The sequence below is a fragment of the Mycobacterium sp. 852002-51961_SCH5331710 genome (assembly GCF_001665535.1).
Classification (GTDB): domain Bacteria; phylum Actinomycetota; class Actinomycetes; order Mycobacteriales; family Mycobacteriaceae; genus Mycobacterium.
In genome coordinates this window covers 24,981-51,112 of the sequence record NZ_LZSQ01000115.1, presented here as the reverse complement: position 1 = coordinate 51,112, position 26,132 = coordinate 24,981, and the positions used below count along the sequence as shown (strand labels likewise).

Genomic DNA, 26,132 nt, shown 5'->3' with positions numbered 1-26,132 from the left:
CCGCCACCAACTACCGCCAATGGCTAAACACACTGACCATAGACGCCGCTTGACCCATAACAGAGATAGGAGCATCAAGTCCAGCTGTCAGCCGACGGTCTCCCAGAAACTCGTGAGCACCTCAGCCCCGCGCGCCGGGTCCTGCACCATCCACCAGTGCCCCAACCCTTCGAGCACTTCCGTCCGAACACCGGCCCGCTGCGCCGCGCGCCGACGCATCTCGTCGGTCCCCACGTACGGATCCTCGGTGGCCAGGATCGACAGGCCCGGCCGGGAAGCGGCCGCATCCAGTCCGCGCGCGGCCTCGGAGATCGCCGGCTGCGCGGCCGAGCGGTACAGCGCGAGGATCGCGCGCCCCATCTCGGGTCCCTGGGCCTCGGCCAGCGATGCGGCGATGTCGGCCGGCAGGCCCAGCTCGGCCATCTGCGCCGCCCGGTCGTCGAGGGTGCCGCCCATCATGGTCTCGTTGAGTTCCTCGCCCGCCCCCGGCGTCTGCCACACCTGAGCCAGGTCGTGCCAGACATAGTCGGGATCGAACAGCCCGACGACGTCGCTCGTCCAGGTGCGCAGCAGGTCGGGCCGGTGCATCGCCACGTTGACGACGTGTCCGCCGCCCCAGTCGTGTCCGACGAGGTCGACCGGTTCGTCGAAACGCTCCAGCTCGCGCTCGAGCCAGTCGCGGTAGTCGAGGTACGTCGCCGCGAAGTCGTCTGGCAACGGTGCGCCGAATCCGGGCGGGGAGAGCCGCACCACGTCATCGCGGCCGAGCGCGTCGACCAAGGGACCCCAGATCGCATCCGTCTCCGGATTGCCATGCACCAGAACGACTGTCATACCGCGATCCTAGGCGTGCCGCGCGGCTTCCTGGGCCAGCTGCACTCGCGACGTCAGTCCCAGCTTGGTGTAGACATGGGTCAGATGCGTCTGCACCGTCCGGTGTGACACGAAAAGTCTTGCGGCGATGTCCTTGTTGCCGAGGCCCTCGGCGACCAACCGGACCACCCCGAGCTCGGTCGGCGTCAACGAGGCCCATCCGCTCGACGGCCGCTTACGCTCACCGCGCCCGCGCTGCGCGTACGCGACGGCATCCTCGATCGACAGCGCTGTCCCTTCGTCCCACAACGCCTCGAAATCGTTCTCGCCGAGGGACTCCCGCAGCAACGACACCGTCGCCGCGTACGTCGCGTCGTGCACCCGGAGTCGCACCAGTCCCATGCGTTTGCGCATGGCGTCGGCGGCGCCGAGGAATCGCGCCCCACTGCGCTGATCACCGGCCGCACAGCTCAACTCGCCCAGCACCTCGAACGCGTCGGGCGCGATCTGATAGGTCTGGTGGCCGGCCATGCAGTCGAGCGCTCGGCGCAGATCTTCGTCGGCTTGCGCCAGGTCACTCTGCGCGAGAGCGACTCGTCCGCGGACCACCAGGGCCCGTGCCAGGTGCCATCCGTGCATCAGCGACACGTCATTGTCCGCGTATTCCCTGGCGGCCCGCAGATCACCTCTGGCGAGTTCGAGCTCTGCCAGAGCGTTGACGTTCGTTATTGCCGTTTCAGGCTGCGCACTGATGCGCTGCCACGCCAAATCACCTGCCCGGGAGGCCCCTTGCAGATCGCCCTCTGCGAGAGCGGCGTAAGCCAACGGCGCGTACGCCCATGGTTCGAGGTAAGGACCGACGATGGCTGCGGCTTCAATGGCCTCCTCGGCAAGACGTCGACCCGCGGCGGGATCACCCGTCAGCGCATATACGTGCGCAAGACCGATACGTGCAAGGAGGCCATGCAAAACGTCTCCTGATGCGTCGGCCTCGGCGAGAAGTGTCTTCAATGAGTCTGTGCCGTACTTCAGATCGCCCTGCTGGAAAGACCCCATCGCGGGGCCCCAATACTGGTTCATGCGTGACATGAACACGTCGCCGACCGCCTCGGCCAGCGACAGGCCCTCGTCGCCAGCCGCGCGGCCCGCCACCGGATCTCCCAGGAGGATCGCGATGAACGCCTTCCAACCGAGGATCTGGCAGAGCCGCCACCGATCGTCCAATCGCCGTGCCAATTCCAGGGCTTCGTCGATATACGGGTAGGCCGCCTGGGCATCGAATGCGGCCGCTCCTATGCACGACACCAGCACCCGAAGCAACAAAACGGGATCGTCGAGCTCTCTCGCCGTAGCCAGGGCATGTTCGAGGTCATCCGTGCCGCCAACCGTGACCGCCCACGCGCGCAGCACCGCACAGTCGGCAATTGCACTGAGTCGGGCTACGACATCGGACGCCTCATCGAGTGCCGGATCGCCAAGCGCGGCGTTGAACCAGGACAACCCCTCCTGTACCCGTCCGCGCATGAGCCACAGCGGTTGCAGCGAACTCGCGAGCCGCAGCGCCGTGTCGATGTCGTGCCGCTCGAGGCTCCAGGCGAACGACGAACGGAGGTTGTCGATTTCGATCTCCGCCTGCGCGATGAGGCGCTCGTACTCGGCAGACCCCGGCGCCTCGAGCTGAGCGGTCATCGAGGTGTAGTGATCCCGGTGCCGGCCCCGCACGGTGTCCGCTTCGCCGGACTCACCGAGTTTGTCCAATGCGTACTGGCGGACCGTTTCCAACAATCGGTAGCGCACCCGCCCACTGGACGATTCGGCCAACACCAGCGACTTGTCCACCAGGAGCATCAGCAGGTCGAGCACCTGGAAGCGCTCGACCTCTCCGCCCGTGGCCACCGCCTGCGCGGCCTCGAGGTCGAAGTCCCCGGCGAACGCCGCCAGCCGCCGGAAGACGACCCGCTCGGGCTCGGTCAGCATCTGATGCGACCAGTCCACGGACGCTTTGAGAGTCTGCTGGCGGCGCACCGCTTTTCGCGATCCGCCGGTCAACAGGCGGAACCTGTCGTGAAGGCCGTCGAGGATCTCGCGCACGGACAGGGCGCGGACCCGGGCGGCGGCCAGTTCGATCGCCAACGGCATACCGTCCAGGCGCCGGCAGATCTCGCCGATGACCGTGAGTTCCTCCTCAGCGGGCGTGAAATCCGACTGAACGTGGCGGGCGCGGTCGACGAACAACTCGACGGCCTCGTCGTCGATCGCCAGCGAGGCCACCCGCCAGACGAGCTCACCCTCCACGCCGATCGGTTCGCGGCTGGTGGCTAGCAGGCGCAGCGCCGGACAGCGTTCCAAGAGGGTGGTGATCAGCTCGGCACTGACCTCGAGCAGATGTTCGCAGTTGTCGAGCACCGCGAGACCCGCACGCGCGCCGATGAACTCGACGATGCTCTCCATCGTCGATCGACCCGGCTGATCGGGTATCCCGAGCGCCCGCAGCACGGCGACGGGCACGAGATCCGGGTCGCTGATCGGCGCCAGGTCCACGTACCAGACCGATGGCAGATCGGTGCGATCCGCGATCTGCACAGCCAGCCGCGTCTTGCCCACCCCGCCCGCGCCGGTCAGCGTCACCAGCCGGTGACCGGTGAGGAGCTCACCGATCTCGCCGATCTGCTTGCGGCGCCCGATGAATCGCGTCAGTTGCGCGGGCAGATCATGTCTCAACGCGGAATCGGCTGTACGCAGGGGCGGGAAGTCGTTGCGGATGTCCGGATGACACAGTTGCACGACGCGTTCGGGCCGGGGCAGGTCCCGCAGCGGATGCGAGCCGAGGTCGGTCAGCCACGCACCCTCCGGCAGATAGTCGACGACCATCGATTCGGTCGCACCCGTCAGCACCGTCTGCCCACCGTGCGCCAGATCGCGCAGCCGCGCCGTGCGGTTGATGGTCGTCCCGATGTAGTTGCCCTCGTCGCGCAATTGGATCTCACCGGTGTGTACGCCGATGCGCAGCCGGATCGGGGCCAGCGGCGCTCGCTGCAGCGCCAGCGCGCACGCCACCGCATCGCTGGCCCGTGCGAAGGCCAGCACGAAGCTGTCGCCCTCGCCCTGCTCGACGGGGCGGGCTCCGTTGTTCATGACCACGAGATCGGCCAGCGTCGCGTCGAGCCGCCGGATCGCCGCGCGCATCTCCTCGGGCTGCGAGTCCCATAACCGCGTCGACCCCTCGACGTCGGCCAGCAGCAACGTCACCGTGCCGGTCGGCAGTCCGCTCACACCAAGTTCGCTCCACTCGAGTGCGCTCATGCTAGCCAGCATGCGACCCGGGTATCGGCAAAACATCAGCGCAAGCGCGTAGATTTCACCCGCGCTGCCCGCTCACAGCCGCCGTTTCAGCCGGTCGCGGTACGACCGTCCGTCGGGGTCGTAGAAGAGCCGGTACGCAGGTTCGGCCCACAGCCGCGTCAACAACCCGAGTTTCTCGGCCCTGTTCGGACGCAGCCGGCCCGGCGGCCGCGGCCCCCTACGACCGGAGGCGTACCAGTCCTCAAGCGCCTGTGCGGAGGCGACGATCTCGTCCACGGCGGTCGCCGGGTCGGCCAGTCCGCCGTCCTCGCTGCCGTCGTCGGCACGGTCCAGGTGCTCGCGCATCAGGCGCAACCGCAGGTCGCGGGCGAACACACCCTCCTCGTCGAGCACCGCACAGGACAGCTCGCTGTCGTGGGTCCACGACCGCCGGTTGAAGTTGTCGCTGCCCGAACAGGCCCACACGTCGTCGATCACACACACCTTCGCGTGCACGTACACCGGTGTGCCCTCGTGGTTTTCGACATCGAAGACGTGCACGCGGTCCGGTGCGGCGCGGTGACACGTCTCGAGGGCCTGCCAGCGGCCGACCTGGTTGGGTGGCAGCGCGAGCTTGCCGTCGACGTCGGGATAACGCGGCACCACGGCGACCAGATGCAGCTCGGGGTTGTCCCGCAGCGCGGAGGCGAACAGGTTGGCCACCCGCTTCGACCACAGGTACTGGTCCTCCAGATAGATCAGCCGACGGGCTCGCGGCACCGCCTTGCTGTAGGCCCGGGCGATGCCGCGCTCGCCGGTCGGTGCGAAGTCGTAGGCGAAGTGGGCGTCCGGGTAGGTCCGCAGCACCTGGACCCGGTGCGGGCCGCACGGCGGCGGGTCCGGCGGTCGCTCGGGCAGCGGTTCGGCCGTCAGGTCGGCGCCGCGGAGCTTGTCGGCCAGCCACGCCAGCGGATTCAGCATGTCCAGCGAGGCGGGATCGTTCCACCGCTCGCGGAATGTCATGTCCAGCGCGCCCACTACCGGCCCCTGCAGGCGCAACTGCACGTCGTGCCATGGCGGGTGATCCCCATAGCGGGCCGACATCTGCAGGGCCTGCGGGTCGCCCCGGTGTGAAGCGTCGTCGCGGCGCGAGTGGCACAGGTCGATGCCACCCGCGAACGCCACATCACGTTCCGGTCGGCCGGGATGCCTGATCACGACCAGCTTCTGGTGGTGGGAACCGCCGATGCGCACCCGTTGGTCCAAAAGCACCTCCCCGCCGGCCTCCTCGATGCGCTCACCGAGATGGCGGTTCTCCTCCTCGCTGTAGGCCAGCTTGTCCAGATGCGATCGCCACACCAAACCCTTGACGACCACACCGCGTTGCGCTGCGCGGCAGAACAATTCGCTTATCGTCGGGCCGTCGTCACGCAGCTTCTCGTCGGGGTCACCACGCCAGTCGGTGAAGAACAGATGATCACCCGGTTCGAGCGCCTCCACCTCGGTTGCGAGTTGGCCGAAGTAGGTCGAGCCGTGTACGAGCGGTTCGACGCGGTTGCCGTCGCACCACACCGGGAGGTCCGATGCGGGGTTGCCGCGCTCCTCGGCGGTGAGGAACCACTCCTCGGCGTTCACGGCCGACGCCTCAGCAGCCGGTCCCGGTACGAGCGCCCGTCCGGGTCGAAGATCATCCGGTACGCGGGTTCGGCCCACAGCCGTGTCAGGGGGTCGACTCGCTCTGCCTCGTGGGGCCGCAACCGGCCGGGTGGCCGCGACCCCCGGCGGCCCAGTTGGTGCCACTCTTCCAAAGTCCGTGCGCTTTCCACGATCTCGTCGACAGCGGTGACGGGGTCGGTCAGGCCCTGGTCCTCGCTGCCGTCCTCGGCACGATCGAGGTGCTCGCGCAGCAACCGGAGGCGAAGGTCGCGCGCGAACGTGTCGTCGGCGTCGAGCACCGCGCACGATAGTTCGCTGTCGTGGGTCCACGACCGCCGGTTGAAGTTGTCGCTGCCGATACACGCCCAGGTGTCGTCGATGACGCACACCTTCGAGTGCACGTAAACCGGTGTGCCCTCGTGGTTTTCAACATCGAAGACGTGCACGCGGTCCGGCGCGGCGCGTCGGCACGCGTCGAGCGCCAGCTGACGCCCCACCAGCGTCGGCGGGCGGCCCAGACCACCCTCGAGGTCGAAATAGCGTGGCACCACGGCCACCAGCTGCAGTTCGGGGTTCTCGGTCAGGGCGCCGACGAGCAGGTTCGCCACCTCCTCGGACCACAGGTACTGATCCTCGAGATAGATCAGGCGCCGCGCGCGCCGGATCGCCTTCGTGTAACCGCGCGCGATGCTGCGTTCCCCCTCCTTGGCGAACTCGTACTGGATCAACGCGTCACCGTAGGTGCGAAGCACCTGCACCGCGTGCGGTCCGCACGTCGGCGGATCCGGTGGCTGCTTCGGCAGCGGGCGCCTTCGCGAATCGCCACCGAATTTGTCGCGCAGCCAGGCGAGCGGGTTGAACAGATCCAGCGGCGCCCGCGCGGTCCACCGTTCGCGGAAGGTGACGTCCAGCGCGCCGACGGCCGGACCGCGCACCTCGAGTTGCACGTCGTGCCACGGGGGGCGCTCGCCGTAGCGGGCCGACATCTGCACGGCCTGCGGGTCCCCCCGGTGCGACGCGTCGTCGCGGCGGCTGTGGCACAGATCGATGCCGCCGATGAACGCCACGTCCCGCTCGGGTTCGTCGGGGTGGCGCAGCAGCACCAGCCGCTGATGGTGCGACCCGCCGACCAGCACCCGTTGGTCGAGCAACACCTCTCCCCCTGCGCGTTCGATGGTCTCGGCGAGGTGGCGGTTCTGCTCCTCGTTGAACTGCAAGCGATTCGGATACGACCGCCACATCAAACCCTTCACGAGCACGCCACGGTCGGCCGCCGCGCGGAACAGCTCCGCCACGGTCGGGCCCTCCTCGCGCAACCGCTCGTCGGCGTCCCCGCGCCAGTCGGCGAAGAACAGGTGATCGCCGGAGCCGAGCTTCTCCACCTCCGTGACGAGCCGATCGAAGTAAGACGCGCCGTGAATCAAAGCCTCGGCCCGGTTGCCCTCGCTCCACGCCGGCAGCTCCCAACTGGGGTTGCCGCGTTCACCGGCGGTGAGAAACCATTCGGCCAGAACAGACACCCCGTGGGATGCCCGCTGGGCGGTCAATCTACGCGCGGAATAATGGCCGCGTGACGGCACGAGTCCTGTTCCTCTACAACGAGCACCTCGCGACCGAGGCGCTGCTGGGCGAGGCTTTCGCCGACGCGGGTTTCGATGTGCAGACTTTCGAGGTGGTACCCGCCGAGCGCGTGGACTCGCCGGCAGTCGACGTGAACTTCCCCGACCCGCTGACGTACGACGCGCTCGTACCGCTCGGCGCGCGCTGGCCCGTCTACGACGACGCGTTGCGCAGCAGCTGGGTCGGTGGGGAGATGGCGATGATGCGCCGCGCCGCCGACGCAGGCATTCCGATCCTCGGCATCTGTTTCGGCGGACAGCTGCTGGCCCAGGCCTTCGGCGGGACGGTGACGCGCTCGCCCTCACCCGAGATCGGTTGGTATGACGTCGAGTCCGCCGGCCGCGAACTGGTTCCGGGCGGCCGCTGGTTTCAATGGCACTACGATCGCTGGACACTGCCGCCTGGCGCCGTCGAGCTGGCGCGCACCGCCGACGCGTCCCAGGCGTTCCTGCTCGGCCGCACGCTCGCGCTGCAGTTCCATCCCGAGGTCGACCGCGAGCTGCTGGACGTCTGGCTGGCCGACGACGAGGACGGCGAGGTCGCCGCCTTCGGCCTCACCCACGACCAATTACGTTCTGCGACAGACGAATTCGCAGATGACGCCGCCGCCCGGGTACGCCGCCTCGTGCAGGGCTTCGTGACCCGCGTCGTCCGTCAGGCGTGTCCGAGTTCGTGAGCGAGCGCACCGTCGAGCGACGGATGGCGGAAGCGGTGTCCCAGCGCCTGCAGCGCGGTGGGCAGAACCCGTTGATTGGCCTCGGCGAGCTCGCGGGCGCCCTGCTCTCCGAGCAAGAGTCGCGGCCCGAACGACGGCACCGGTAAGACCGCGGGACGCCGCATCACCCGTGCCAGCGTCCTGGTGTAGTCGGCGTTGCGCACCGGATGGGGCGCCACGGCGTTGACCGGACCGGTCAGCCGGGCGTCGTAGAGCGCGCGGTGATAGACGTCGAGCAGGTCGTCGAGCGCGATCCACGCCAGCCACTGCCGGCCGCTGCCCAACCGGCCGCCCAGTCCCGCCGCGAACAGCGGCCGCATCAGCCGCAAGGTGCCGCCGCGCGCGGATTGCACGATGCCCGTGCGGACGGTGACGACCCTCAGCCCCGCCTCGGCGGCCGGCGCGGTCGCCGCTTCCCAGTCCTGGACGACGTCGGCGAGGAAGCCGTCGCCGGGCACGCTCCCCTCGGTCAACACCGCGTCACCGCGGTCGAAACCGTAGAAGCCGACCGCCGACGCGCTGACGAACACCCGCGGTCCGTCTTCGGCACGCGCCGCCGCCTCGGCGAGACGGCGGGTCGGTTCGATGCGGCTGGTGCGGATGGCGTCCTTGTGCGCGTCGCTGAACCGTCCCGCGATGGACGCGCCGGCCAGGTGCACGACCGCGTCCACCCCGGCAAGCAGCCCGGGTTCGGGTCGCGCGGGATCCCACTGTCGCTCGTCCGGCCCAGCAGCGGGCCGTCGCACCAACCGGATCACCCGGTGCCCGCCGGTGCTCAGGAACGCCGTCAACGCGGATCCGACCAGCCCCGATGCCCCGCTGACCGCGACGGTGAGCGGCGCGAGCCCGGCGTCGGCGGCGTCGCGGTGGACGGCCAGATCGTCGGCGAGTTGGCGATGCCGGTAGGCGAACATCGGTCGCAACGCGGCCGCCGGCACCGGCGCCTCGACGCGGTCGTGCACTCGCGTGCCGCCGGGCACCGCTTCGAACGAGTGGGTGTGCGTCCACCGGCCGACCAGGCGCGGGGGCCAGGACGTCGGGCCGTCGGAGGACAGCACGTCGACGAAGCGGTGCGGCGGGTCGTAGCGTTCCGGATCGTGCTGGGCGATCCAGCGCAGGCCGCCGGGCAGCCCGAGCACCGCTTTCCCGTCGGCCAGTGACTGCGCCTCGGCGACCACGGTCATCGGCTGCCACGGCGGGACGAGCCGCCGCATCGCCCCCGGCCGCGCGTGCCAGGCGAACACCTCGTCCAGCGGGTGCTCGACCATGCCCTCGTATTCGATGCCCATACCCCGATATTCGTCGCCGTCGTGCCGATGGATTGCGTTCGGGTGGGGTACCCACGGTCGTAGGCTGACAAGGTCTCGACATCGAATCGACTGTGATGACCGGATGGAGCGGGCTCGCCCGCCGAAACAGCAGGCGCGTGTATCAGGACCGCCGGGACGCCGGCGAGGTCTTGGCCCGCGAGCTGTCGTCCTACCGCGGCCAGGATGTGGTGGTGCTCGGACTCGCGCGCGGCGGTGTGCCGGTCGCCGCGCAGGTGGCCCACTCGTTGCACGCGCCGCTGGACGTGTTTCTGGTGCGCAAGCTCGGTGTGCCGCAGTGGGAGGAGCTGGCCATGGGGGCGCTGGCCAGCGGGGGCGGCATCGTCATCAACGACAACCTGGTGCGTAGCCTCGGCATAGGCGACGAGGCGATCCAGGCCGCGATCGCCCGCGAGACCGACGAGCTGAACCGCCGCGAGCGTGCGTACCGGGGCGACCGGCCGCCGCCCGATCTGACGGGGAGGACCGTGATCCTCGTCGACGACGGCATCGCCACCGGTGCCAGCATGCTCGCCGCGGTGCGTGCCGTGCGGGCCCACAATCCGGCCCGAATCGTCGTCGCGGTGCCGGTCGGGCCGGCCTCGGCGTGCCGGGAACTGGCCAAGGAAGCCGACGACGTGGTCTGCGCGACAATGCCGCCGGGGTTCGAGGCCGTCGGCCAGGTGTTCGCCGACTTCCATCAGGTCAGCGACGATGAAGTGCGCGAACTGCTCTCACCGGACGAATCCGGTTCGGCGCCAACAGATTAGCGGCGGTCTTCGCCCGAGTCGGCTTGTTCGACGACGGTGGTCTCCTCGTCGGCGTCGGCGTACTCGGGTTGCTGCTCGGCGACGGTCTGGTCGTCGGGGTAATCCTCGTAGTACTCCGGTTCGGTCTCGGTGTACGCCTCGTCGGAGGTCTCGGCCTTGCGACCCGACCGCTCCCGCACCGCATCGACGATCAGGAGCACGACACCGATCACGCTGGCCGCGATACAGACCCAGGCGATCAATTCATTGCTGGTGACGACCGCGGTCACCAGCGCCGCGAGGCCGATGACAGCGAGGACGAGCGCAACGATCAGCATTGATCAACCCTAGGTGACAGCCGGCTCAGTTGTTTCCCCGGTTGAACTGATTGAAGCCTCCGCCGTCGTTTCCGGCGCTCGAGTCGACGGGCGCGGCCGAACCGCGCTGGCCGAGCTCCTCGAGCTGAGACTCCAGGTAGGTCTTGAGGCGGGTGCGGTATTCACGCTCGAAGGTCCGCAGCTGCTCGAGGCGACCCTCCAGCACGGTGCGCTGCTGGTTGATGGTGCCCATGATCTCGGAGTGCTTGCGCTCGGCGTCGGCCTGCAAAGCGTCGGCCTTCTCCTGCGCCTGGCGCAGCTGCGCCTCGGAGCGGGTCTGCGCGTCGGCGAGCATCGCGTCGGCCCGCTGACGAGCATCGGCGACGGTGGTCTCTGCGGTCTGCCGCGCCTCGCTCACCAGGGCGTCGGCCTGTGCGCGCGCATCGGCCAGCAGTTTCTCCGACTCGGCCTTGGCGGTGCTGGTCAACCGGTCCGCGGTGTCCTGAGCGAGGCTCAACACCTTGGCCGCCTTGAGCGCCTGGTCCTCGCTGGCCTGCGCGGACGGTGCCTCGTAAGCGGGCTGCGGCGTCGGCGCAGCGGCGGGCTCGGGGGCGGGCGCCTCGTAGACGGGCACGGCCTGGGTCGACTGTCCGGAGCCGCCGGAGCGGGCGGAGGCCAATTCCTGGTCCAGTTCGGCGACGCGCTGCCGGAGATCGGCGTTCTCCTCGATGAGCCGCGTCAGCTCGTTCTCCACCAGATCGAGGAACGCGTCAACCTCGTCCTCGTTGTAGCCGCGCTTGCCGATGGGTGGCTTGCTGAACGCGACATTGTGAACGTCGGCGGGTGTGAGCGGCATTGTCGCCCCCTATGAAGTCTGGACAGTCAACCGGTCTCAAAGTGTAGAGCGTGGGTGGAACGTAACTGGCGTCCATCCTGTCACACCAGCCGCGGCCGTTGCAGAAGAGGATGAAATTAAGAGCGAATTTCAAACAAGGCCGCACGCCCGGCGACGATTTCTCCGCTCGAATTCCTCCGGGCAAACGCCGGCCGAGTGCGTGGTCTCAGGCCGCCGCGCCGAACGCCAGTTGCATGCCGATGAAGGCGACCAGCAGTAGCACCATGATCGACAGATCGAAGCGCACCGCACCTATCGTGAGCTGGGGAATGAGCCGCCGAAGCAGTTTCACCGGCGGATCCGTCACCGTCATGATGATCTCCAGGATCACCACCGTCGCGCCCTTCGGATGCCAGTCCCGGGAGAACGACCGGATGAACTCGACCACGACGCGCGCGATCAACAGCAGCCAGAAGATGAACAGGGCGAAGCCCAGGATCTCGAAGAAGAGCGACAACGCCGACGGTCCTCACTACGGGCACAGATGTGACTTTTACAACAGGCTTGATACAGGCAGTCGCGCTCTGAGGCTGCTCAAGCCCGAGCGCGACGCCAGCCTACCCGTCTGTGACCCGACCTATTGATAGGAGTAGAAGCCCGCCTCGGCGATACGGCGCCGCTCTTCGGCGGTGACGTCGATGTCCGCGGGCGACAGCAGGAAGACCTTCGTGGCGACCTTGTCGAACGAACCCCGCAGCGCGAACGCCAGGCCCGCGGCGAAGTCGACGAGGCGCTTGGCGTCCGCGTTGTCCATCGAGACCAGGTCCATGATCACCGGGGTGCCGTCGCGGAACCGCTCACCGATCGTGCGGGCCTCGCTGTAATCCTTGGGCCGCAGCGTGGTGATCTTCGACAGCGGGCTGCCCGCCTCGAACAGCTCGGCCATCCTGCGGGGGTCCATCGCGAGCGCGCCTCGGGTGGCGCCGCGCATCGGGGCGAACCGCGGTGCCGGCCGCTCGAACTCGCGCGGTGCGCGCAGCCGCGGCTCGAACCGGTCCTCATAGCCGCGGTAACCGCCGGGGGCGTCGTCGTAATCGCGGTCGTCGTAGCCACGGCCCGGGCCGTAACCGTCGTCGTCGAAGCGATCGTCTCGACTACGGCGCGAATATCCACGGGAGGCGCCGCGCTCGTCGTCCTCGTAGTACTCGTCGTCGTAGTCATCCATCGGGGCCATACCGAAGTACGCCTTGACCTTGTGAAGTGTGCTCATCGCTCGACCCTTCTCATGCCCTGGACTTTGGTGTCTGTGATGAAGATGTGACTGGAGTGACTACTTCTGGTGACGGTAGAGGACGTTGTCCCAATAACGCGGTACCGACACGCACACATGTCGAGCCGTGTTTGACCGCCGCTTCCAGATCGTTCGACATCCCGGCCGACAACTCGAGGCGCCGGCGGTAGTCGGCCTGCACCCTTCTGAGCTCGGCGTTGACCCGCGCGAACGCCGTGTCCGCGTCCTCGCCGAGCGGAGGGATCGCCATCAGCCCGGTGAACTCCAGCCCCGGGGCCTCGTGCGCGGCGGCGCACAATTCGTCGACGGCTTCGGGCCTGTTGATGTCGACGCCGCCGCGGCTCTCGTCGCCGTCGAGGCTCACCTGGATGAAGATGCGCAGCGGTTCGGCGCGGCCGCCGTCCTCGAGCGCCGCGGACGCCGCTCGGCTCAATGCGTCGATCACCTTGCGGCTGTCGACCGAGTGCGCCGCATACGCCCACCCGGCAATGGAGCGCGCTTTATTGCGCTGAATGCGTCCGACCATGTGCCAGCGAATGGGTCCGATATCCGGATTCGACGCGATTTCGCGGACTTTATTCGACGCTTCCTGTTCGCGTGACTCGCCAAAAGCCTCACACCCCAAACGGCGCAGAATAATGACATCGTCGGCGGGAAAGAATTTGGTCACCGGAAGTAATTCAATTTCGGCGATATCGCGTGACGCGGCTTCGGCGGCCGCGGTGAGCCGCGCCCGCACGGCCGTCAGCGCTTCGGTCAGTTCGAGTTCGCGGGACGACGGCACGGTCTCGCTCACTCCATCCACACCAGTGAGGCCAGGCGCCCGGTTGGGGCGTCGCGGCGGTGGCTGAACAGGTTGCGGTCCTCGACCGTGCATCGTGGGTCGACGTCGATGGCGGTGACGCCCAAAGTCGTTAGCTGCCTGTGGATTCCGGCTCGCAAGTCGAGGGCGGGCGTGTTCTTCGCGCTCGTCGTGCGGCTACCGGGCAGCGCGGTCTCGACCTCGGCGGCCATGGCTTCGGGGACCTCGTAATTGCGTCCGCTGACCGCGGGTCCGAGCAGCGCCGAGATGTCCTCGGGGTGCGCGCCGAGCGACAGCATCGCCTCCACCGTGCGGGCGACGACGCCCTTCTGGGCGCCCACGCGTCCGGCGTGCACGGCGGCCACCACTCCGGCGCGCGCGTCGCCCAATAAAACGGGAACGCAATCGGCGGTAACCACCGCCAAAGCCAATCGCGGTGTCGCGGTGACCAATGCGTCAGTATTGTCGACGGGCCGGTCGGTGGCCCCGTCGACCACGACGACGTGATCGCTGTGGACCTGATTCATCCACACGATTCCGTCGTCGCCCAGACCGATGGCGCCGCTGAGCCGTTTTCGGTTGGCGGCCACCGCCGCCGGATCGTCGCCGACGTGATCGCCGAGATTGAAGGTGTCGAACGGCGGCGCGGAGACGCCGCCGGCCCGTGTCGTGGTCACGCGCCGTATGCGAACCGTCACGGTCGCCAGTATTGCCGGATCAGTGGCGCATGAACGGCGGCACGTCGACGTCGTCGTCATCGTCCCCGCCGATACTGACCGTCGCGCCGTTGGTGTGCACCGGCACGCTCGCCGGATCCGCGGGCTCGAACAGCGATGTGCTCACCTTGCCGGCCTTGCCCGGGGTGATGCCCTGCCCCTCGGCGGGACTCACGACCGGTTTGCGTCCCGGGCCTGCGGAGTCGAAGCCGGCCGCGATCACCGTTACCCGTACCTCGTCGCCGAGCGAGTCGTCGATGACCGTGCCGAAGATGATGTTGGCTTCGGGATGCGCGGCATCCTGCACCAGCGAGGCGGCCTCGTTGATCTCGAACAGGCCCAAATCGCTACCACCGGCGACCGACAGCAGCACGCCCTGCGCGCCCTCCATCGAGGCCTCCAGCAGCGGCGAGTTGATCGCGATCTCGGCGGCCTTGAGGGCGCGGCCGTCGCCGCGGGCCGAACCGATACCCATCAGCGCCGTGCCCGCCCCGCTCATCACGCCCTTGACGTCGGCGAAGTCGACGTTGATCAGGCCCGGCGTCGTGATCAGGTCAGTGATGCCCTGCACGCCGTTGAGCAGCACCTCGTCGGCGCTGCGGAACGCGTCCATCAGCGAGACCGCGGCATCGCCCATCTGCAGCAGTCGGTCGTTGGGGATGACGATCAGGGTGTCGCAGCTCTCGCGCAGGGCCTGAATGCCGTTCTCGGCCTGGTTGCTTCGCCGCTTGCCCTCGAACGAGAACGGCCGCGTCACCACGCCGACCGTCAGCGCACCCAGCTTGCGCGCGATCGAGGCCACCACCGGCGCACCACCCGTGCCGGTGCCGCCGCCCTCGCCCGCCGTCACGAACACCATGTCGGCGCCGCGCAGCAGTTCCTCGATGTCGTCCTTGGCGTCCTCGGCGGCCTTGCGCCCCACCTCGGGGTCGGCGCCGGCGCCGAGCCCGCGCGTGGAGTCGCGACCGACGTCGAGCTTGACGTCGGCGTCGCTCATCAACAACGCCTGCGCGTCGGTGTTGATGGCGATGAACTCCACGCCCTTGAGGCCCTGCTCGATCATCCGGTTGACGGCGTTGACTCCGCCGCCACCGATGCCGACCACCTTGATGACGGCGAGGTAGTTGTGTGGGGGGGTCATTGCGATCCCTTCCTCCCAGGTTGTCCGACGACACGCCGAGTCTTGGCAAACCCTAAACCTCAACCAGAGGGTTATAGTTATGTCAAGTTGTTCCGCGCAACCAGAACGGTAGGGCGAGGTCGCGACCTAGCGATGCAGGCGCGCCGACACGCGCGACAAATTTTTCGTGCAACGTCCAGCGCCGGACGAGGCGCAGTTCACTTCACGGTCGGCAGGTCGGGGCTCGACACGTCGTAGGTCTTGCCCGGCTGGGTGAGCAGAGCGCCGAGCTTGAGCGCCTTCTCCTCGGTCCGGTCGGTGGTCCCCCACACCACCTGTCGACCGTCGGAGAGCTGCAGGGTGATCGCCGCGACCGAGGGTGCCGCGATGCGCGCGACCTGCTCGGCGACTTCCGGGCGCAACGACGTCATCACCTGAAGCGCCGCCTTGGTCGGCTCGTCGTTGGGGCCGGGATTGTCGGTGTCGATGTAGGGCACGCCCGGCGGCGGCACCCCGACGGCGAAGTCGACCCCGTCGCGGTCGAACAGATGCGGCCCGTCGGGATAGTCCTTGACCACCACCGGTACCCGCTCGACGACGGTGATGCGCAGTGTCGACGGGTACTGACGCTGGACGCGCGCGCTGGCGATCCGCCGGATCGCGGCCACCCGTTCGGCCACGCTGTCGGTGTTCACCTGCAGCAGCGGCGTGCCGGGCGCCACGGCGGCCGCCGCGACGATCTCCTCCTGTGTCACCGCACCCACGCCGGTGACCACGGTGTTGCGCACCGCCATGACCGGCGTGAAGTACAGCAGCAGCCCGAGGCCGACGACGATGACGCTGATCAACGCGGACCACATCAGCACCTTCAGGCCGCGCACCGTTCCGCGCCGCAGTTTTCTGCCGTCGCCCGGGGGCTTGCCCATCACCCGCCGCTTGGCTTCCCTGCGTGCCTGCTCGATCGCCATGGCCCGGGCCTGGGCGGCGCGGCGCTCCTCACGCTCCCTGCGTGCGCGTCGCCGCGGCCCCTCGAAATCCGGTGCGGCGGCCGATGTCTCGTCGGGCTGCGGCGTCTCCTCGGCGGACGGTTCGGCCGGCTCCGGGGACTCCGGTGCCTCCTCGGCCGCGTTGGGGTCGATCGGACCGGTCATCGCGACCCCGGTGTGCTCCGGTTGGCCTTGATACGCAACGCGGTGACGATCTCCGGGCCGAGCATCGTGACATCACCCGCACCCATCGTCACCACGACGTCGCCAGGCGTGGCGGCCTCGGCGACCCGCGACGCCACCGCGGAGAAGTCGGGCACATAGGTTCCGGGCACGCTGATGTGCTCGACGATGCTGGCGCCGCTGACTCCGGCGATCGGCTGTTCGCGGGCGGCGTAGACGTCGAGCACGAACACCTCGTCGGCGCCGTCGAGGGCCTGGCCGAACTCGCGAGCGAATGTCTGTGTGCGCGAGTACAAGTGGGGTTGAAATACGACGATCGACCGGCCGCCGGCCTGTTCGGTGACGGTGCGCAGCGCGCTCAGCGTGGCCCGCACCTCGGTCGGGTGGTGCGCGTAGTCGTCGAAGACCCGGACGCCGTTGGCCTCACCGACGAGCTCGAAGCGACGGCGCACGCCCTCGAATCCGGCCAGCCCGTCGAGCACGGCGTCGGTCGGCGCGCCGGCCTCGATCGCCGCCAGCACGGCCCCGATCGCGTTGAGCGCCATGTGCCGTCCGGGCACCGCCAGGCGCATCACCCGCGGGTGCGACTCGTCGGCGAACTGGATGTGCGCGACCGCGCCGGTGTCGTGCTGCTCCCAGCTCAACAGGGTGCCCTGCAGCGGGAGGCTCGGGTCGCTGCCGTAGCGCAGCACGCGGATGCCCAGCTCGGCGGTGCGCTCGGCGAGCGCCGCGGCGCCGGGGTCGTCGGTGCAGACCACCAGCGCGCCACCGGGTTTGAGCCGTTCGACGAAATCGTCGAACACGGCGCCGTAGGCCTCGGCGCTGCCGAAGAAGTCGAGATGGTCGGCCTCGATGTTCGTCACTACCGCGACGTCGGGGTGGTACTCCAGCAGCGAGCCGTCGCTTTCGTCGGCCTCGGCCACGAAGCAGTCACCACTGCCGTTGTGCGCATTGGTGCCCGCCTCCCCGAGATCGCCGCCCACCGCGAACGACGGATCGAAACCGCTGTGCTGCAACCCCACGATCAGCATCGAGGTGGTCGTGGTCTTGCCGTGCGTGCCGGTCACCATCAGCGTGGTGTGGCCGGCCATCAGCTTGGCCAGGACCACCGGCCGCAGGATCACCGGGATACCGCGCCGACGCGCCTCGACCAGTTCGGGGTTCGTCTTGGGGATGGCGGCATGGGTGGTGACGACGGCGGTCGGCCCGTCCGGCAGCAGATCCAGCGAGGAGGCGTCATGACCGATCCGGATGGCGGCGCCGCGGGCCCGAAGCGCGGCCACCGCCCGCGATTCCTTGGCGTCCGAACCCGATACCAGCCCGCCACGGTCCAGCAGGATGCGTGCGATGCCCGACATGCCGGCACCCCCGATGCCAACCATGTGCACGCGCTGCAGCTCTTCGGGTAACGACTTCGGTTTCACCGCAGCCTCTTTCGGCGCTCGGCGTGCGCGACTTCCAACGCGATCTCGGCGACCCGTCTGGCCGCGTCGCGGTGTCCGGCCAGCGCGGCAGCGGCCGTCATGGTCTGCAACCGGCCGGTGTCGGTGAGCAGATCGACGACGGTCTCGGCGACGAAGGCCGGCGACAGGTCGGCGTCGGCGACCATCAGCGCGCCCCCGGCGTTGACCACCGGCAGCGCGTTGAGTCGTTGTTCGCCGTTGCCGATCGGCAGCGGGACGTACACCGCGGGCAGCCCGACCGCGGTCAGTTCGGCGACCGTCATCGCCCCGGAGCGGCAGATCGCCACATCGGCGGCGGCGTACGCGAGGTCCATCCGGTTCAGGTACGGGACGGGAACGTACGGCGGGTCGCCGTCGGCCGGCTCGCGCAGCTCGAGGGTGTTCTTGGGACCGTGCGCGTGCAGCACCGAGATACCGGCCGCGGCAAGATCTTTGGCGGCCCCGGAGACCGCTCGGTTCAGCGACTGCGCGCCCTGCGATCCGCCGAACACCAGCAGCACGCGCGCGTCGGGCGCGAACCCGAAGTGGGCACGGGCCTCGTCGCGCAGGGCCATGCGGTCCAGCGACGTGATCGCCGCGCGCACCGGCACGCCGACCACCTCGGCCGGCCTGCCGAGTCCCGGGTCGGCGACGGCGGACAGCACGCGGCGCGCCGAGCGGGCGCCGACCCGATTGGCCCAGCCCGCGCTCGCGTTCGCCTCGTGCACCACCACCGGCACCCGCCTGCTGCGGCGCACACTGCGCGAGGCCAGATAGGCGGGCAGTGCGACGTAACCACCGAAACCGATCACCACATCGGCCCCGACCTCGTCGAGCACCGTCCGGGTCTGGCGCACCGCCCGGCGTACCCGCAGGGGCAGGCGCAGCAGATCGCCGGAGAGTTTCCTCGGCAGCGGCACCGGCGTGATGAGCTCGAGGTGGTAACCGCGTTCGGGCACCAGCCGGGTCTCCAACCCGCGCTCGGTGCCGAGCGCGGTGATCCGCACGTCAGGGGCGAGGTCGGTCAGCGCGTCGGCCACCGCCATCGCCGGTTCGACGTGTCCCGCGGTGCCGCCGCCCGCGAGGACCACGGAGACTCCCCGGTCGTCCCCCGGCCGCCGAGGGACGGAACCCGTGTCGTTCACCCGTAACGCTGACCTTCCAGTGCGCGCCGGCGGCTTTTCTCCGCACGGCCGCCTCCATGATGCCTTGTCGCCCGGACGGGCTTACCGGCCGTCTGGCGTTTGCGTGCGGGGTTGGGCGCCTGCTTCGAGGCCGGTTTGGGAGTCCGGCCGCGCGCGGCCTTGCCGGGTTTGCCCGAGCGTTCGGCGCCGCGCTTGCCGAGCCGCTCCCGCGCCATCTCGATCCGCGGCGGCACGTACGGCGCCGGCAGCGGCAGCCGCAGCAGGCTGTTGACCCTGTCCTCGCGCCCGGCCCGCAGCGCCGCGACCGCCTCCGGTTCGTGGCGCGCCGCGCTCGCCATGATGCCGATCATCAGAAGCGTTGTCGCCGTTGAGGTTCCGCCGGCGGAGATGAGCGGCAGCTGCAGCCCGGTCACGGGCAGCAGGCCGACCACGTAGCCGACGTTGATGAACACCTGGCCCATGATCCACAGCGTCGCGGTGGCGGTGAGCAGCCGCAGGAACGGATCGGCCGAACGCCGGGCGATTCGCATGCCGGTGTAGGCGAACAAGCCGAACAGGCACAGCAGCCCGCCTGCGCCGATGAAGCCGAGCTCCTCGCCGATGATCGCGAAGATGAAGTCGTTGTGCGCGTTGGGCAGGTAGTTCCACTTGGCCGCGCCCTGGCCGAGACCGTCGCCGAACACGCCGCCGTTGGCCAGCGCGAACCGGGCCTGCCGGGCCTGATAGCCCGACCCCTGCGTATCGGCGCCGGGGTTCAGCCACGACTGCACCCGCGCGGACCGGTAACCCTCGGCCATCGCCAGCACCGCGGCCGACACCACGACCATGAACAGCGAGGACAGGAACACCCGCAGCGGCAGGCCGGCATACCACAGCAGGCCCAGCAGGATGATGCCCAGCGACACCGTCTGCCCCAGGTCGGGCTGGGCGACGATGAGCGCCAGCGCGACGAACGCCGCAGGCACCAGCGGGATCAGCATCTCGCGCAGCGTGGCCTGCTCCATGCGGCGTGCGGCCAGCAGATGCGCGCCCCAGATGGCGAACGCGATCTTGGCCAGCTCGGAGGGTTGCATCGAGAACCCGGCGATCACGAACCAGCCGCGGGATCCGTTGGACACCGTGCCAATACCCGGGATCAGCACCAGGATCAGCAGCACGATCGTCAGCGCGAAGCTCGAGAACGCCATCCGCCGCATCAGCTGCACCGGGATCCGCATCGCGACGTAGAACCCGAACAGCCCGATGACCGTCCAGAGCACCTGCTTGCCGAACACGGCCCACGGCGAGCCGTCCTGGTCGTAGGAGTACACCCCCGACGCCGAGAGCACCATCGTCAAGCCCAGCGTGGTCAGCAGCGCCGCCACCGCGATGATCAGGTGGAACGACGTCATCGGGCGTCCCAGCCACGCCCCGACCCGAGTCCGGGGCCCGGCGGTCGCGGGCACCGGTTCGACCGGTTTGTCTTCGGCGCCCGCCCTGCGAAGCCGCAGCCGGGTCAGGATGGTCGTCATCGGCGGCTACCGGGTCAGGGCGCGCACGGCGTCGGCGAACGCGTCGCCGCGGTGGCTGTAGCCGCTGAACTGGTCGAAGGAGGCACCCGCCGGCGCCAGCAACACCGTGTCGCCGGACCGGGCGAGGTCGCGGGCGGCGCCGACCACTGCGGCCATGATCGCGTCGCCGGAGGGCTGGCCTTCGAGTCTGATCACACTAGTAACAGCACTAACATCCGACTCATTTGTCCCTTGCACCCCAAAATCCTCCCCCGTCACAACCTCGATGACGGGGACATCCGGGGCGTGTCGCGCCAACGCCTCGGCGATCAATGCCCGGTCGCGGCCAATCAACACGGCCCCGACCAGCCGATTCGCGACCGATATCAGCAGTTCGTCGACCGAGGCACCCTTGAGCAGGCCGCCGGCCACCCACACCACGCGCGGGTAGGCGGCGATCGACGCCTGGGCGGCGTGGGGGTTGGTGGCCTTCGAGTCGTCGACGTAGGCGACACCGTCGACGGTTCCGATGACCTCGGCGCGGTGCCTGCCCACCCGGAAGGCGGCCAACGCGTCGGCGATCGCCGACGGCGGCACCTCGACCGCGCGGGCCAGTGCCGCGGCGCCCAGCGCGTCAAGCACCCCGACCGGGCCGGCCACCGATATCGACGCCGCGTCGACCAGCCGCCATCCGCCTTCAGGCGGATCGCCGAACGCGTAGTCGAGGAGCGTTCCGTCGGCCACCCCCAGTTCGCCCGGCCCGGGCTCCCCCAGCCGGAAACCCACACGCGTCGGCGCGGCCGCGGTCTCCAGCAGCCCCGCCGCTACCGGATCGTCGAGCCCGGCGACGGCGACGCGTCCGTTGAGCACGCGGGCCTTGGCGTGGGCATAGGCAGCCATGGAGCCGTGCCAGTCGAGGTGGTCCTCGGCCACATTGAGCACCACACCCGCGTCTGGACGCAGCGACGGCGCCCAGTGCAACTGGAAGCTCGACAGCTCGACCGCGAGCAGATCGGACGGCTCGGCGAGCACGTCGAGCACCGGGTTGCCGATATTGCCGCACAGCACCGCCCGTCGTCCCGCGGCGACCAGCATGGCGTGCAGCATCGAGGTGGTCGTGGTCTTGCCGTTGGTCCCGGTGACGACCAGCCAGCGCCGCGGCGGCCCGAACCAGCCCGCCTGGTCCAGCCGCCAGGCCAGTTCGACATCGCCCCAGATCGGGACGTCCGCGGCCGCCGCCGCGGCCAGCACCGGCGTGGTCGGGGCGAACCCCGGGCTGGTGACGACGAGCGCGTACTCGCCGATGGTGGCCTCGGCCTCGGCGGTGGTGACCACCTTCGCGGGTGTGATCAGCCGTTGCAGGGCCAGCGGGTCGTCGTCGCAGATCGTCAGCCGCACGCCGGTGGGCTCGAGCACGGCGCTGACCGAGCGGCCGGTCAGGCCCGCGCCGGTCACCAGCACCCGCGCCCCCGGTAGCAGCGGCTCGACGGTCATGTCAGGCACCGACGGTGGTCAGCCACTCGCTGTAGAACAACGCGACGCCGAGCCCGCACGCGATCGCGGTGAGCAACCAGAACCGGATGATCACCGTCGTCTCGGCCCACCCCACCAGCTCGAAATGGTGGTGGAACGGCGCCATCCGGAACACCCTGCGGCCGGTGGTCCGGAACGCGAGGATCTGCACGACGACCGAGACGACCTCGGCGACGAACAGGGCGCCGAGCACCACGGCCAGCATCTCGGTGCGGCTGGCCACCGAGAGCCCGGCGATGATGCCGCCGAGGGCCAGCGAACCGGTGTCGCCCATGAAGATCTTCGCCGGCGCGGCGTTCCACCACAGGAAACCGATGCAGGCGCCCGCCGTGGCCGCGGCGATGATCGCCAGGTCGAGCGGATCGCGCACGTTGTAACAGCCCAGGCCCGGGCTGGTGGCGCAGGCGTTGCGGAACTGCCAGAACGTGATCAGCACGTAGGCCGCGCACACCATCGCCATCGCGCCTGCGGCCAGCCCGTCCAGGCCGTCGGTGAAGTTCACCGCATTCGACCAGGCGCTGACCACCACGATGCAGAACAGCACGAACAGCACGGGCGGCAGTGTGACCGTGGCGATCTCGCGCACATAGGACAGTTCTGCGCTGCCGGGGGTCAACCCGTCGGCGTTGCGGAACTGCAGGGCGAGCACGCCGAAGATCACCGCGGCGGCCAGGATGCCGACGGTCTTGGCCGTCTTGTTCAACCCGAGATTGCGGGAGCGCCGGATCTTGATCAGGTCGTCGACGAAGCCGACGACGCCGAGCGCGCTGGCCAGGAACAGCACCAGCAGGCCGGACGCCGACGGTCCCCGGCCCTCGATCACGACGCCGACGAGGTGCGTGCCCAGATAACTGGCCCAGATGCCGGCGACGATCGCGACCCCACCCATCGACGGCGTGCCGCGCTTCTTGGCGTGCGTGGGCGGCCCGTCCTCGCGGATCTCGTGGCCGAAGCCCTGGCGGGTGAACAGCCGGATCAGCACCGGAGTGAGCAGGATCGAGACCGTCAGCGCGATGCCGACGGCGATGAGGATCTGCCTCATGCGTGCGGATCCCGGGTTTCGGCCGATCCGGTATCGAGCAGGGCGTCGGAAAGCGCGCTGAGACCGGCCGCGTTCGAGGCCTTCACCAGCACCACGTCGGACGGCTGCAGTTCGGCGCGCAGGAGGTCCAGCGCCTCGTCGGCGTCGGCGACCATGGTGGCCTCAGCCCCCCACGATCCCTCCATCACCGCGCCGTGGTGCATGGCGCTCATAGTCCTCCCGGTTCCGACGACGATGAGTCGTGACACATCTAAGCGCACGGCCAGCCGGCCGATGCGGTCATGCTCGGATATCGCGTCGTCTCCGAGTTCGGCCATCTCGCCGAGCACCGCCCAGCTACGGCGGCCTCCACCTCCCCGGCGGGCCATCCACGCCAGCGCCTTGAGGCCTGCGGCCATCGAGTCCGGGTTGGCGTTGTAGGCGTCGTTGATGACGGTGACGCCGTCGCTGCGGGTGACGACCTGCATGCGGTTTTTGGACACCGGACCGGCTGTGGCCAGCGCTGCGGCCACCTGCTCGAGGGAGGCGCCGCACTCCAGCGCGACGGCCGACGCACACAACGCGTTGGACACCTGATGGTCGCCGTGCACGGCCAGCGCGACGTCGACCCGCTCCGCGCCGGCGTGCAGGGTGAACCGCGGCCTGGCCAACTCGTCGAGCGTGACCGCCTCGGCCCACACGTCGACGTCCCGGCCGCCGGGCTCCCGCGACACCCGCACGACGCGCGCGGCGGTCTTCGCGGCCATCGCGGCCACCGCACTGTCGTCGACGTTGAGGATCACCGCGCCGTCTGCCGGAACTGCTTGCGGCAGTTCGGATTTCGTCTCGGCAATAGCCTCACGCGAGCCGAATTCGCCGAGGTGCGCGGTGCCGACGTTGAGCACCGCCGCGATGGACGGCGGGGCGATCGCGGCCAGCGCGGCGATGTTGCCGCGATGGCGAGCCGACATCTCCAGCACCAGAAAGTCGGTGGACCGCGTCGCGCGCAGCACCGTCCACGGGTGGCCGAGCTCGTTGTTGAACGATCCCGGCGGCGCGATCACCTCCCCGAGCGGCGCCAACAGCGCGGCCACCAGATCCTTGGTGGAGGTCTTACCCGACGATCCGGTGATACCGATGATCCTCAGCCCGCCCGCGACGAGCTCCGCGGCGACCGCCCCGGCCAGCTTCGCCAGCGCCGTGAGCACGGCCGCGCCGGAGCCGTCGACATCGTGTTCGAGCACCCCCGCCGCGCGGTCGGAGGTCTCCGGCGTCGGGTCCACGACGATCGCAGGCACCCCGACCGGCCGCGCCGCCAGCACTGCCGCCGCCCCCGCCTGCACTGCCATGGCGGCGAAGTCGTGTCCATCGGAGCGGGCTCCCGGTAAGGCGAGGAAGAGACCTCCGGGGGTGACGGCCCGCGAGTCGAACTCGACGGTGCCGGTGATCCTGACGGTCGCGGCGTCGGCCTCGGAGATGTCGGTGAGCCGGCCGCCGACGATCTCGGCGATCTGGGCGAGCGTGAAGTCGATCATGACCGGCGTCCCTCGAGGGCCCGCGCAAGCTCCTCGCGGTCGTCGAAGGGGCGCGTCACCCCGGCGCTGGTCTGACCCGCCTCGTGGCCCTTGCCGGCGATGAGCACGACATCGCCGGGCCTCGCCCACCCCACCGCGTGCTCGATCGCGGCGCGACGGTCACCGATCTCGACGACCTCGGCTCCCGTTTGTTCGCCCGCCCCGTCCACGATCGCCGCGCGGATCTCGGCCGGGTCCTCGCCGCGCGGATTGTCGTCGGTCACCACCACCAGGTCGGCCAGTTCGGCGGCGACGCGGCCCATCGGCCCCCGCTTGCCCGGGTCGCGGTTCCCACCCGCGCCGAACACGACCGCCAACCGGCCCTCGGTCTGCGCCCGCAGCGTCGACAGCACGGCCTGCAGGGCGCCGGGTTTGTGGGCGTAGTCGACCACCGCGAGGAAGTCCTGCCCCCGGTCGACGGGCTCCATCCGGCCGGGCACCGTCGCGCCGCGCAGCCCCGGCGCGGCCTGTTCGGGTGACACGCCGACGGCGTCGAGCAGCGCGATCGCGAGCAGGCAGTTGGCCACGTTGTAGCGACCCGGCAACCCGATCCGCAGGCCGTGGTGCACACCCGCCGGGTCCACCGCGAAGAACTCCTGCGCGTTGCGGTCGACGGTGCGGATGTCCTCGATGCGCCAGTCGGCGACGCGACCGGTCGCGCTGACCGTCACCGGATCGCGCGCCAGCCTGGCCATCTCCCGGCCCGCGTCGTCGTCCACACACAGCACGGAAAGGTCTGCGCGATTGCGGGATTCGGGATCGAACAGCCGAGCCTTTGCCTCGAAGTAGTCCCGCATCGTCGGGTGGAAGTCGAGGTGGTCGCGCGACAGGTTGGTGAATCCGCCGACCGCGAAGTGCACGCCGTCGACGCGGCCGAGTGTGAGCGCGTGGCTCGACACCTCCATCACCACGGTGTCGACGCCCTGCTCGACCATCGCCGCGAGCAGGGCCTGCAGATCCGGCGCTTCGGGTGTGGTGAGGACGCTGGCCTGATCGCGCCCGTCGATCCGGATTCCGACGGTGCCGATCAGCCCCGCCGCCCGTTCGGCCGACCGCAGTCCCGCCTCGACGAGATAGGTGGCCGTGGTCTTGCCGGAGGTGCCGGTGACCCCGATGATCCGCAGCCGTTCGGACGGCCGTCCGTACACCTCGGCGGCCAACTCACCGAGCACCGAGCGCGGAGCCTGATGGATCAGCACGGGGACCTCGACGTCGGTCCCGACTAGCACCAGCCCGTCCGGGTCGGTGAGGATCGCGACGGCTCCGCGCGCGAGCGCCTCCGAGGCGAAGCGGGCGCCGTGCGCCGCGGCCCCCGGCAACGCCGCGAACAGGTCCCCGGGTTCGACGTCACCGCTGCGCAGCGTGACGCCGGTGACGCGGATGTCCGGCACGGCGCCGCCCGCGGGCACCGCCTGGACCTGCCCGGCCAACGGACCGAGCGCCGCGCCGGCGGGATGGCTGGGTCGCAGGTTCATGGCGTTGACACAGTACCGAGTCGCCCTCCTGGCCTCCGTCGCACATCGGGGGCGGTTGCG

The 26,132-nt window shown here is 69.6% G+C and carries 22 protein-coding genes; 2 read left to right on the top strand and 20 right to left on the bottom strand.

What is annotated here, in order from left to right:
- Positions 1 to 87: 87 nt before the first annotated feature.
- The 4 genes from A5752_RS21220 to A5752_RS21205 all read right to left on the bottom strand — a co-directional run bounded on the left by A5752_RS21220 (position 88) and on the right by A5752_RS21205 (position 7,271).
- Positions 88 to 834, bottom strand: a complete 747-nt coding sequence (locus A5752_RS21220) for an alpha/beta fold hydrolase (RefSeq protein ID WP_067089766.1) — start codon at positions 832 to 834, stop codon at positions 88 to 90.
- 9 nt (positions 835 to 843) lie between these two features.
- Complete coding sequence (locus A5752_RS21215; protein WP_231983477.1) at positions 844 to 4,116, bottom strand: helix-turn-helix transcriptional regulator; 3,273 nt, start codon at positions 4,114 to 4,116, stop codon at positions 844 to 846.
- Between the two features lie 72 nt (positions 4,117 to 4,188).
- Positions 4,189 to 5,730: a phospholipase D family protein gene (locus tag A5752_RS21210; protein ID WP_067089761.1), complete on the bottom strand. Its 1,542-nt coding sequence runs from the start codon at positions 5,728 to 5,730 to the stop codon at positions 4,189 to 4,191.
- Entirely contained in the window at positions 5,727 to 7,271 is a 1,545-nt protein-coding gene (locus tag A5752_RS21205) for a phospholipase D family protein (protein ID WP_067089759.1), read from the bottom strand. The genes A5752_RS21210 and A5752_RS21205 overlap by 4 nt, the downstream gene beginning before the upstream one ends.
- Before the next feature lie 50 nt (positions 7,272 to 7,321).
- Between A5752_RS21205 and A5752_RS21200 the strand changes: the two genes are divergently transcribed.
- Positions 7,322 to 8,047 (top strand): type 1 glutamine amidotransferase, encoded by a 726-nt coding sequence (locus A5752_RS21200; protein WP_067089756.1) that lies wholly within the window; start codon positions 7,322 to 7,324, stop codon positions 8,045 to 8,047.
- Here A5752_RS21200 and A5752_RS21195 read toward each other — a convergent pair.
- Positions 8,026 to 9,375: a TIGR01777 family oxidoreductase gene (locus A5752_RS21195; protein WP_067089754.1), complete on the bottom strand. Its 1,350-nt coding sequence runs from the start codon at positions 9,373 to 9,375 to the stop codon at positions 8,026 to 8,028. The genes A5752_RS21200 and A5752_RS21195 overlap by 22 nt on opposite strands.
- A 95-nt stretch (positions 9,376 to 9,470) precedes the next feature.
- Between A5752_RS21195 and A5752_RS21190 the strand changes: the two genes are divergently transcribed.
- Positions 9,471 to 10,163: a phosphoribosyltransferase gene (locus tag A5752_RS21190; RefSeq protein ID WP_067089751.1), complete on the top strand. Its 693-nt coding sequence runs from the start codon at positions 9,471 to 9,473 to the stop codon at positions 10,161 to 10,163.
- On the opposite strand, the gene A5752_RS21185 is transcribed toward A5752_RS21190, so the two are convergent.
- The 15 genes from A5752_RS21185 to A5752_RS21115 all read right to left on the bottom strand — a co-directional run bounded on the left by A5752_RS21185 (position 10,160) and on the right by A5752_RS21115 (position 26,072).
- Positions 10,160 to 10,480: a phage holin family protein gene (locus A5752_RS21185; protein ID WP_067089748.1), complete on the bottom strand. Its 321-nt coding sequence runs from the start codon at positions 10,478 to 10,480 to the stop codon at positions 10,160 to 10,162. The genes A5752_RS21190 and A5752_RS21185 overlap by 4 nt on opposite strands.
- Positions 10,481 to 10,505: 25 nt before the next feature.
- Entirely contained in the window at positions 10,506 to 11,315 is an 810-nt protein-coding gene (wag31, locus tag A5752_RS21180; protein WP_067089746.1) for a DivIVA-like cell division protein Wag31, read from the bottom strand.
- 205 nt (positions 11,316 to 11,520) lie between these two features.
- A complete protein-coding gene (locus A5752_RS21175) occupies positions 11,521 to 11,811 on the bottom strand; it encodes a YggT family protein (protein WP_067089743.1) in 291 nt (96 codons plus the stop codon).
- Between the two features lie 120 nt (positions 11,812 to 11,931).
- Positions 11,932 to 12,564, bottom strand: coding sequence for a cell division protein SepF (locus A5752_RS21170; protein WP_067089739.1), 633 nt, complete (start codon positions 12,562 to 12,564; stop codon positions 11,932 to 11,934).
- A 13-nt stretch (positions 12,565 to 12,577) separates the two neighbouring features.
- The gene (locus A5752_RS21165) at positions 12,578 to 13,369 is read right to left on the bottom strand and encodes a YggS family pyridoxal phosphate-dependent enzyme (RefSeq protein WP_067089783.1); all 792 of its coding nucleotides are present in this window, start codon (positions 13,367 to 13,369) and stop codon (positions 12,578 to 12,580) included.
- Between the two features lie 8 nt (positions 13,370 to 13,377).
- A complete protein-coding gene (gene pgeF / locus A5752_RS21160; RefSeq protein WP_067089737.1) occupies positions 13,378 to 14,085 on the bottom strand; it encodes a peptidoglycan editing factor PgeF in 708 nt (235 codons plus the stop codon).
- Between the two features lie 19 nt (positions 14,086 to 14,104).
- A complete protein-coding gene (gene ftsZ / locus A5752_RS21155; RefSeq protein ID WP_067089734.1) occupies positions 14,105 to 15,244 on the bottom strand; it encodes a cell division protein FtsZ in 1,140 nt (379 codons plus the stop codon).
- A gap of 197 nt (positions 15,245 to 15,441) precedes the next feature.
- Positions 15,442 to 16,374, bottom strand: a complete 933-nt coding sequence (locus tag A5752_RS21150; RefSeq protein WP_067089732.1) for a cell division protein FtsQ/DivIB — start codon at positions 16,372 to 16,374, stop codon at positions 15,442 to 15,444.
- Complete coding sequence (murC, locus tag A5752_RS21145; RefSeq protein WP_067089780.1) at positions 16,371 to 17,774, bottom strand: UDP-N-acetylmuramate--L-alanine ligase; 1,404 nt, start codon at positions 17,772 to 17,774, stop codon at positions 16,371 to 16,373. The genes A5752_RS21150 and murC overlap by 4 nt, the downstream gene beginning before the upstream one ends.
- A 38-nt stretch (positions 17,775 to 17,812) precedes the next feature.
- Positions 17,813 to 18,880, bottom strand: a complete 1,068-nt coding sequence (gene murG, locus A5752_RS21140) for an undecaprenyldiphospho-muramoylpentapeptide beta-N-acetylglucosaminyltransferase (RefSeq protein ID WP_231983479.1) — start codon at positions 18,878 to 18,880, stop codon at positions 17,813 to 17,815.
- Positions 18,881 to 18,975: 95 nt separating this feature from the next.
- Positions 18,976 to 20,481 (bottom strand): putative lipid II flippase FtsW, encoded by a 1,506-nt coding sequence (gene ftsW, locus A5752_RS21135; protein ID WP_502686766.1) that lies wholly within the window; start codon positions 20,479 to 20,481, stop codon positions 18,976 to 18,978.
- 15 nt (positions 20,482 to 20,496) lie between these two features.
- Positions 20,497 to 21,972: a UDP-N-acetylmuramoyl-L-alanine--D-glutamate ligase gene (gene murD, locus A5752_RS21130; RefSeq protein ID WP_156614064.1), complete on the bottom strand. Its 1,476-nt coding sequence runs from the start codon at positions 21,970 to 21,972 to the stop codon at positions 20,497 to 20,499.
- Positions 21,965 to 23,044 (bottom strand): phospho-N-acetylmuramoyl-pentapeptide-transferase, encoded by a 1,080-nt coding sequence (gene mraY, locus A5752_RS21125; protein ID WP_067089721.1) that lies wholly within the window; start codon positions 23,042 to 23,044, stop codon positions 21,965 to 21,967. The genes murD and mraY overlap by 8 nt, the downstream gene beginning before the upstream one ends.
- Complete coding sequence (locus A5752_RS21120) at positions 23,041 to 24,558, bottom strand: UDP-N-acetylmuramoyl-tripeptide--D-alanyl-D-alanine ligase (RefSeq protein ID WP_067089718.1); 1,518 nt, start codon at positions 24,556 to 24,558, stop codon at positions 23,041 to 23,043. Before A5752_RS21120 ends, mraY begins: the two co-directional genes overlap by 4 nt.
- Positions 24,555 to 26,072, bottom strand: coding sequence for a UDP-N-acetylmuramoyl-L-alanyl-D-glutamate--2,6-diaminopimelate ligase (locus A5752_RS21115; protein WP_067089715.1), 1,518 nt, complete (start codon positions 26,070 to 26,072; stop codon positions 24,555 to 24,557). The genes A5752_RS21120 and A5752_RS21115 overlap by 4 nt, the downstream gene beginning before the upstream one ends.
- Positions 26,073 to 26,132: the final 60 nt, after the last annotated feature.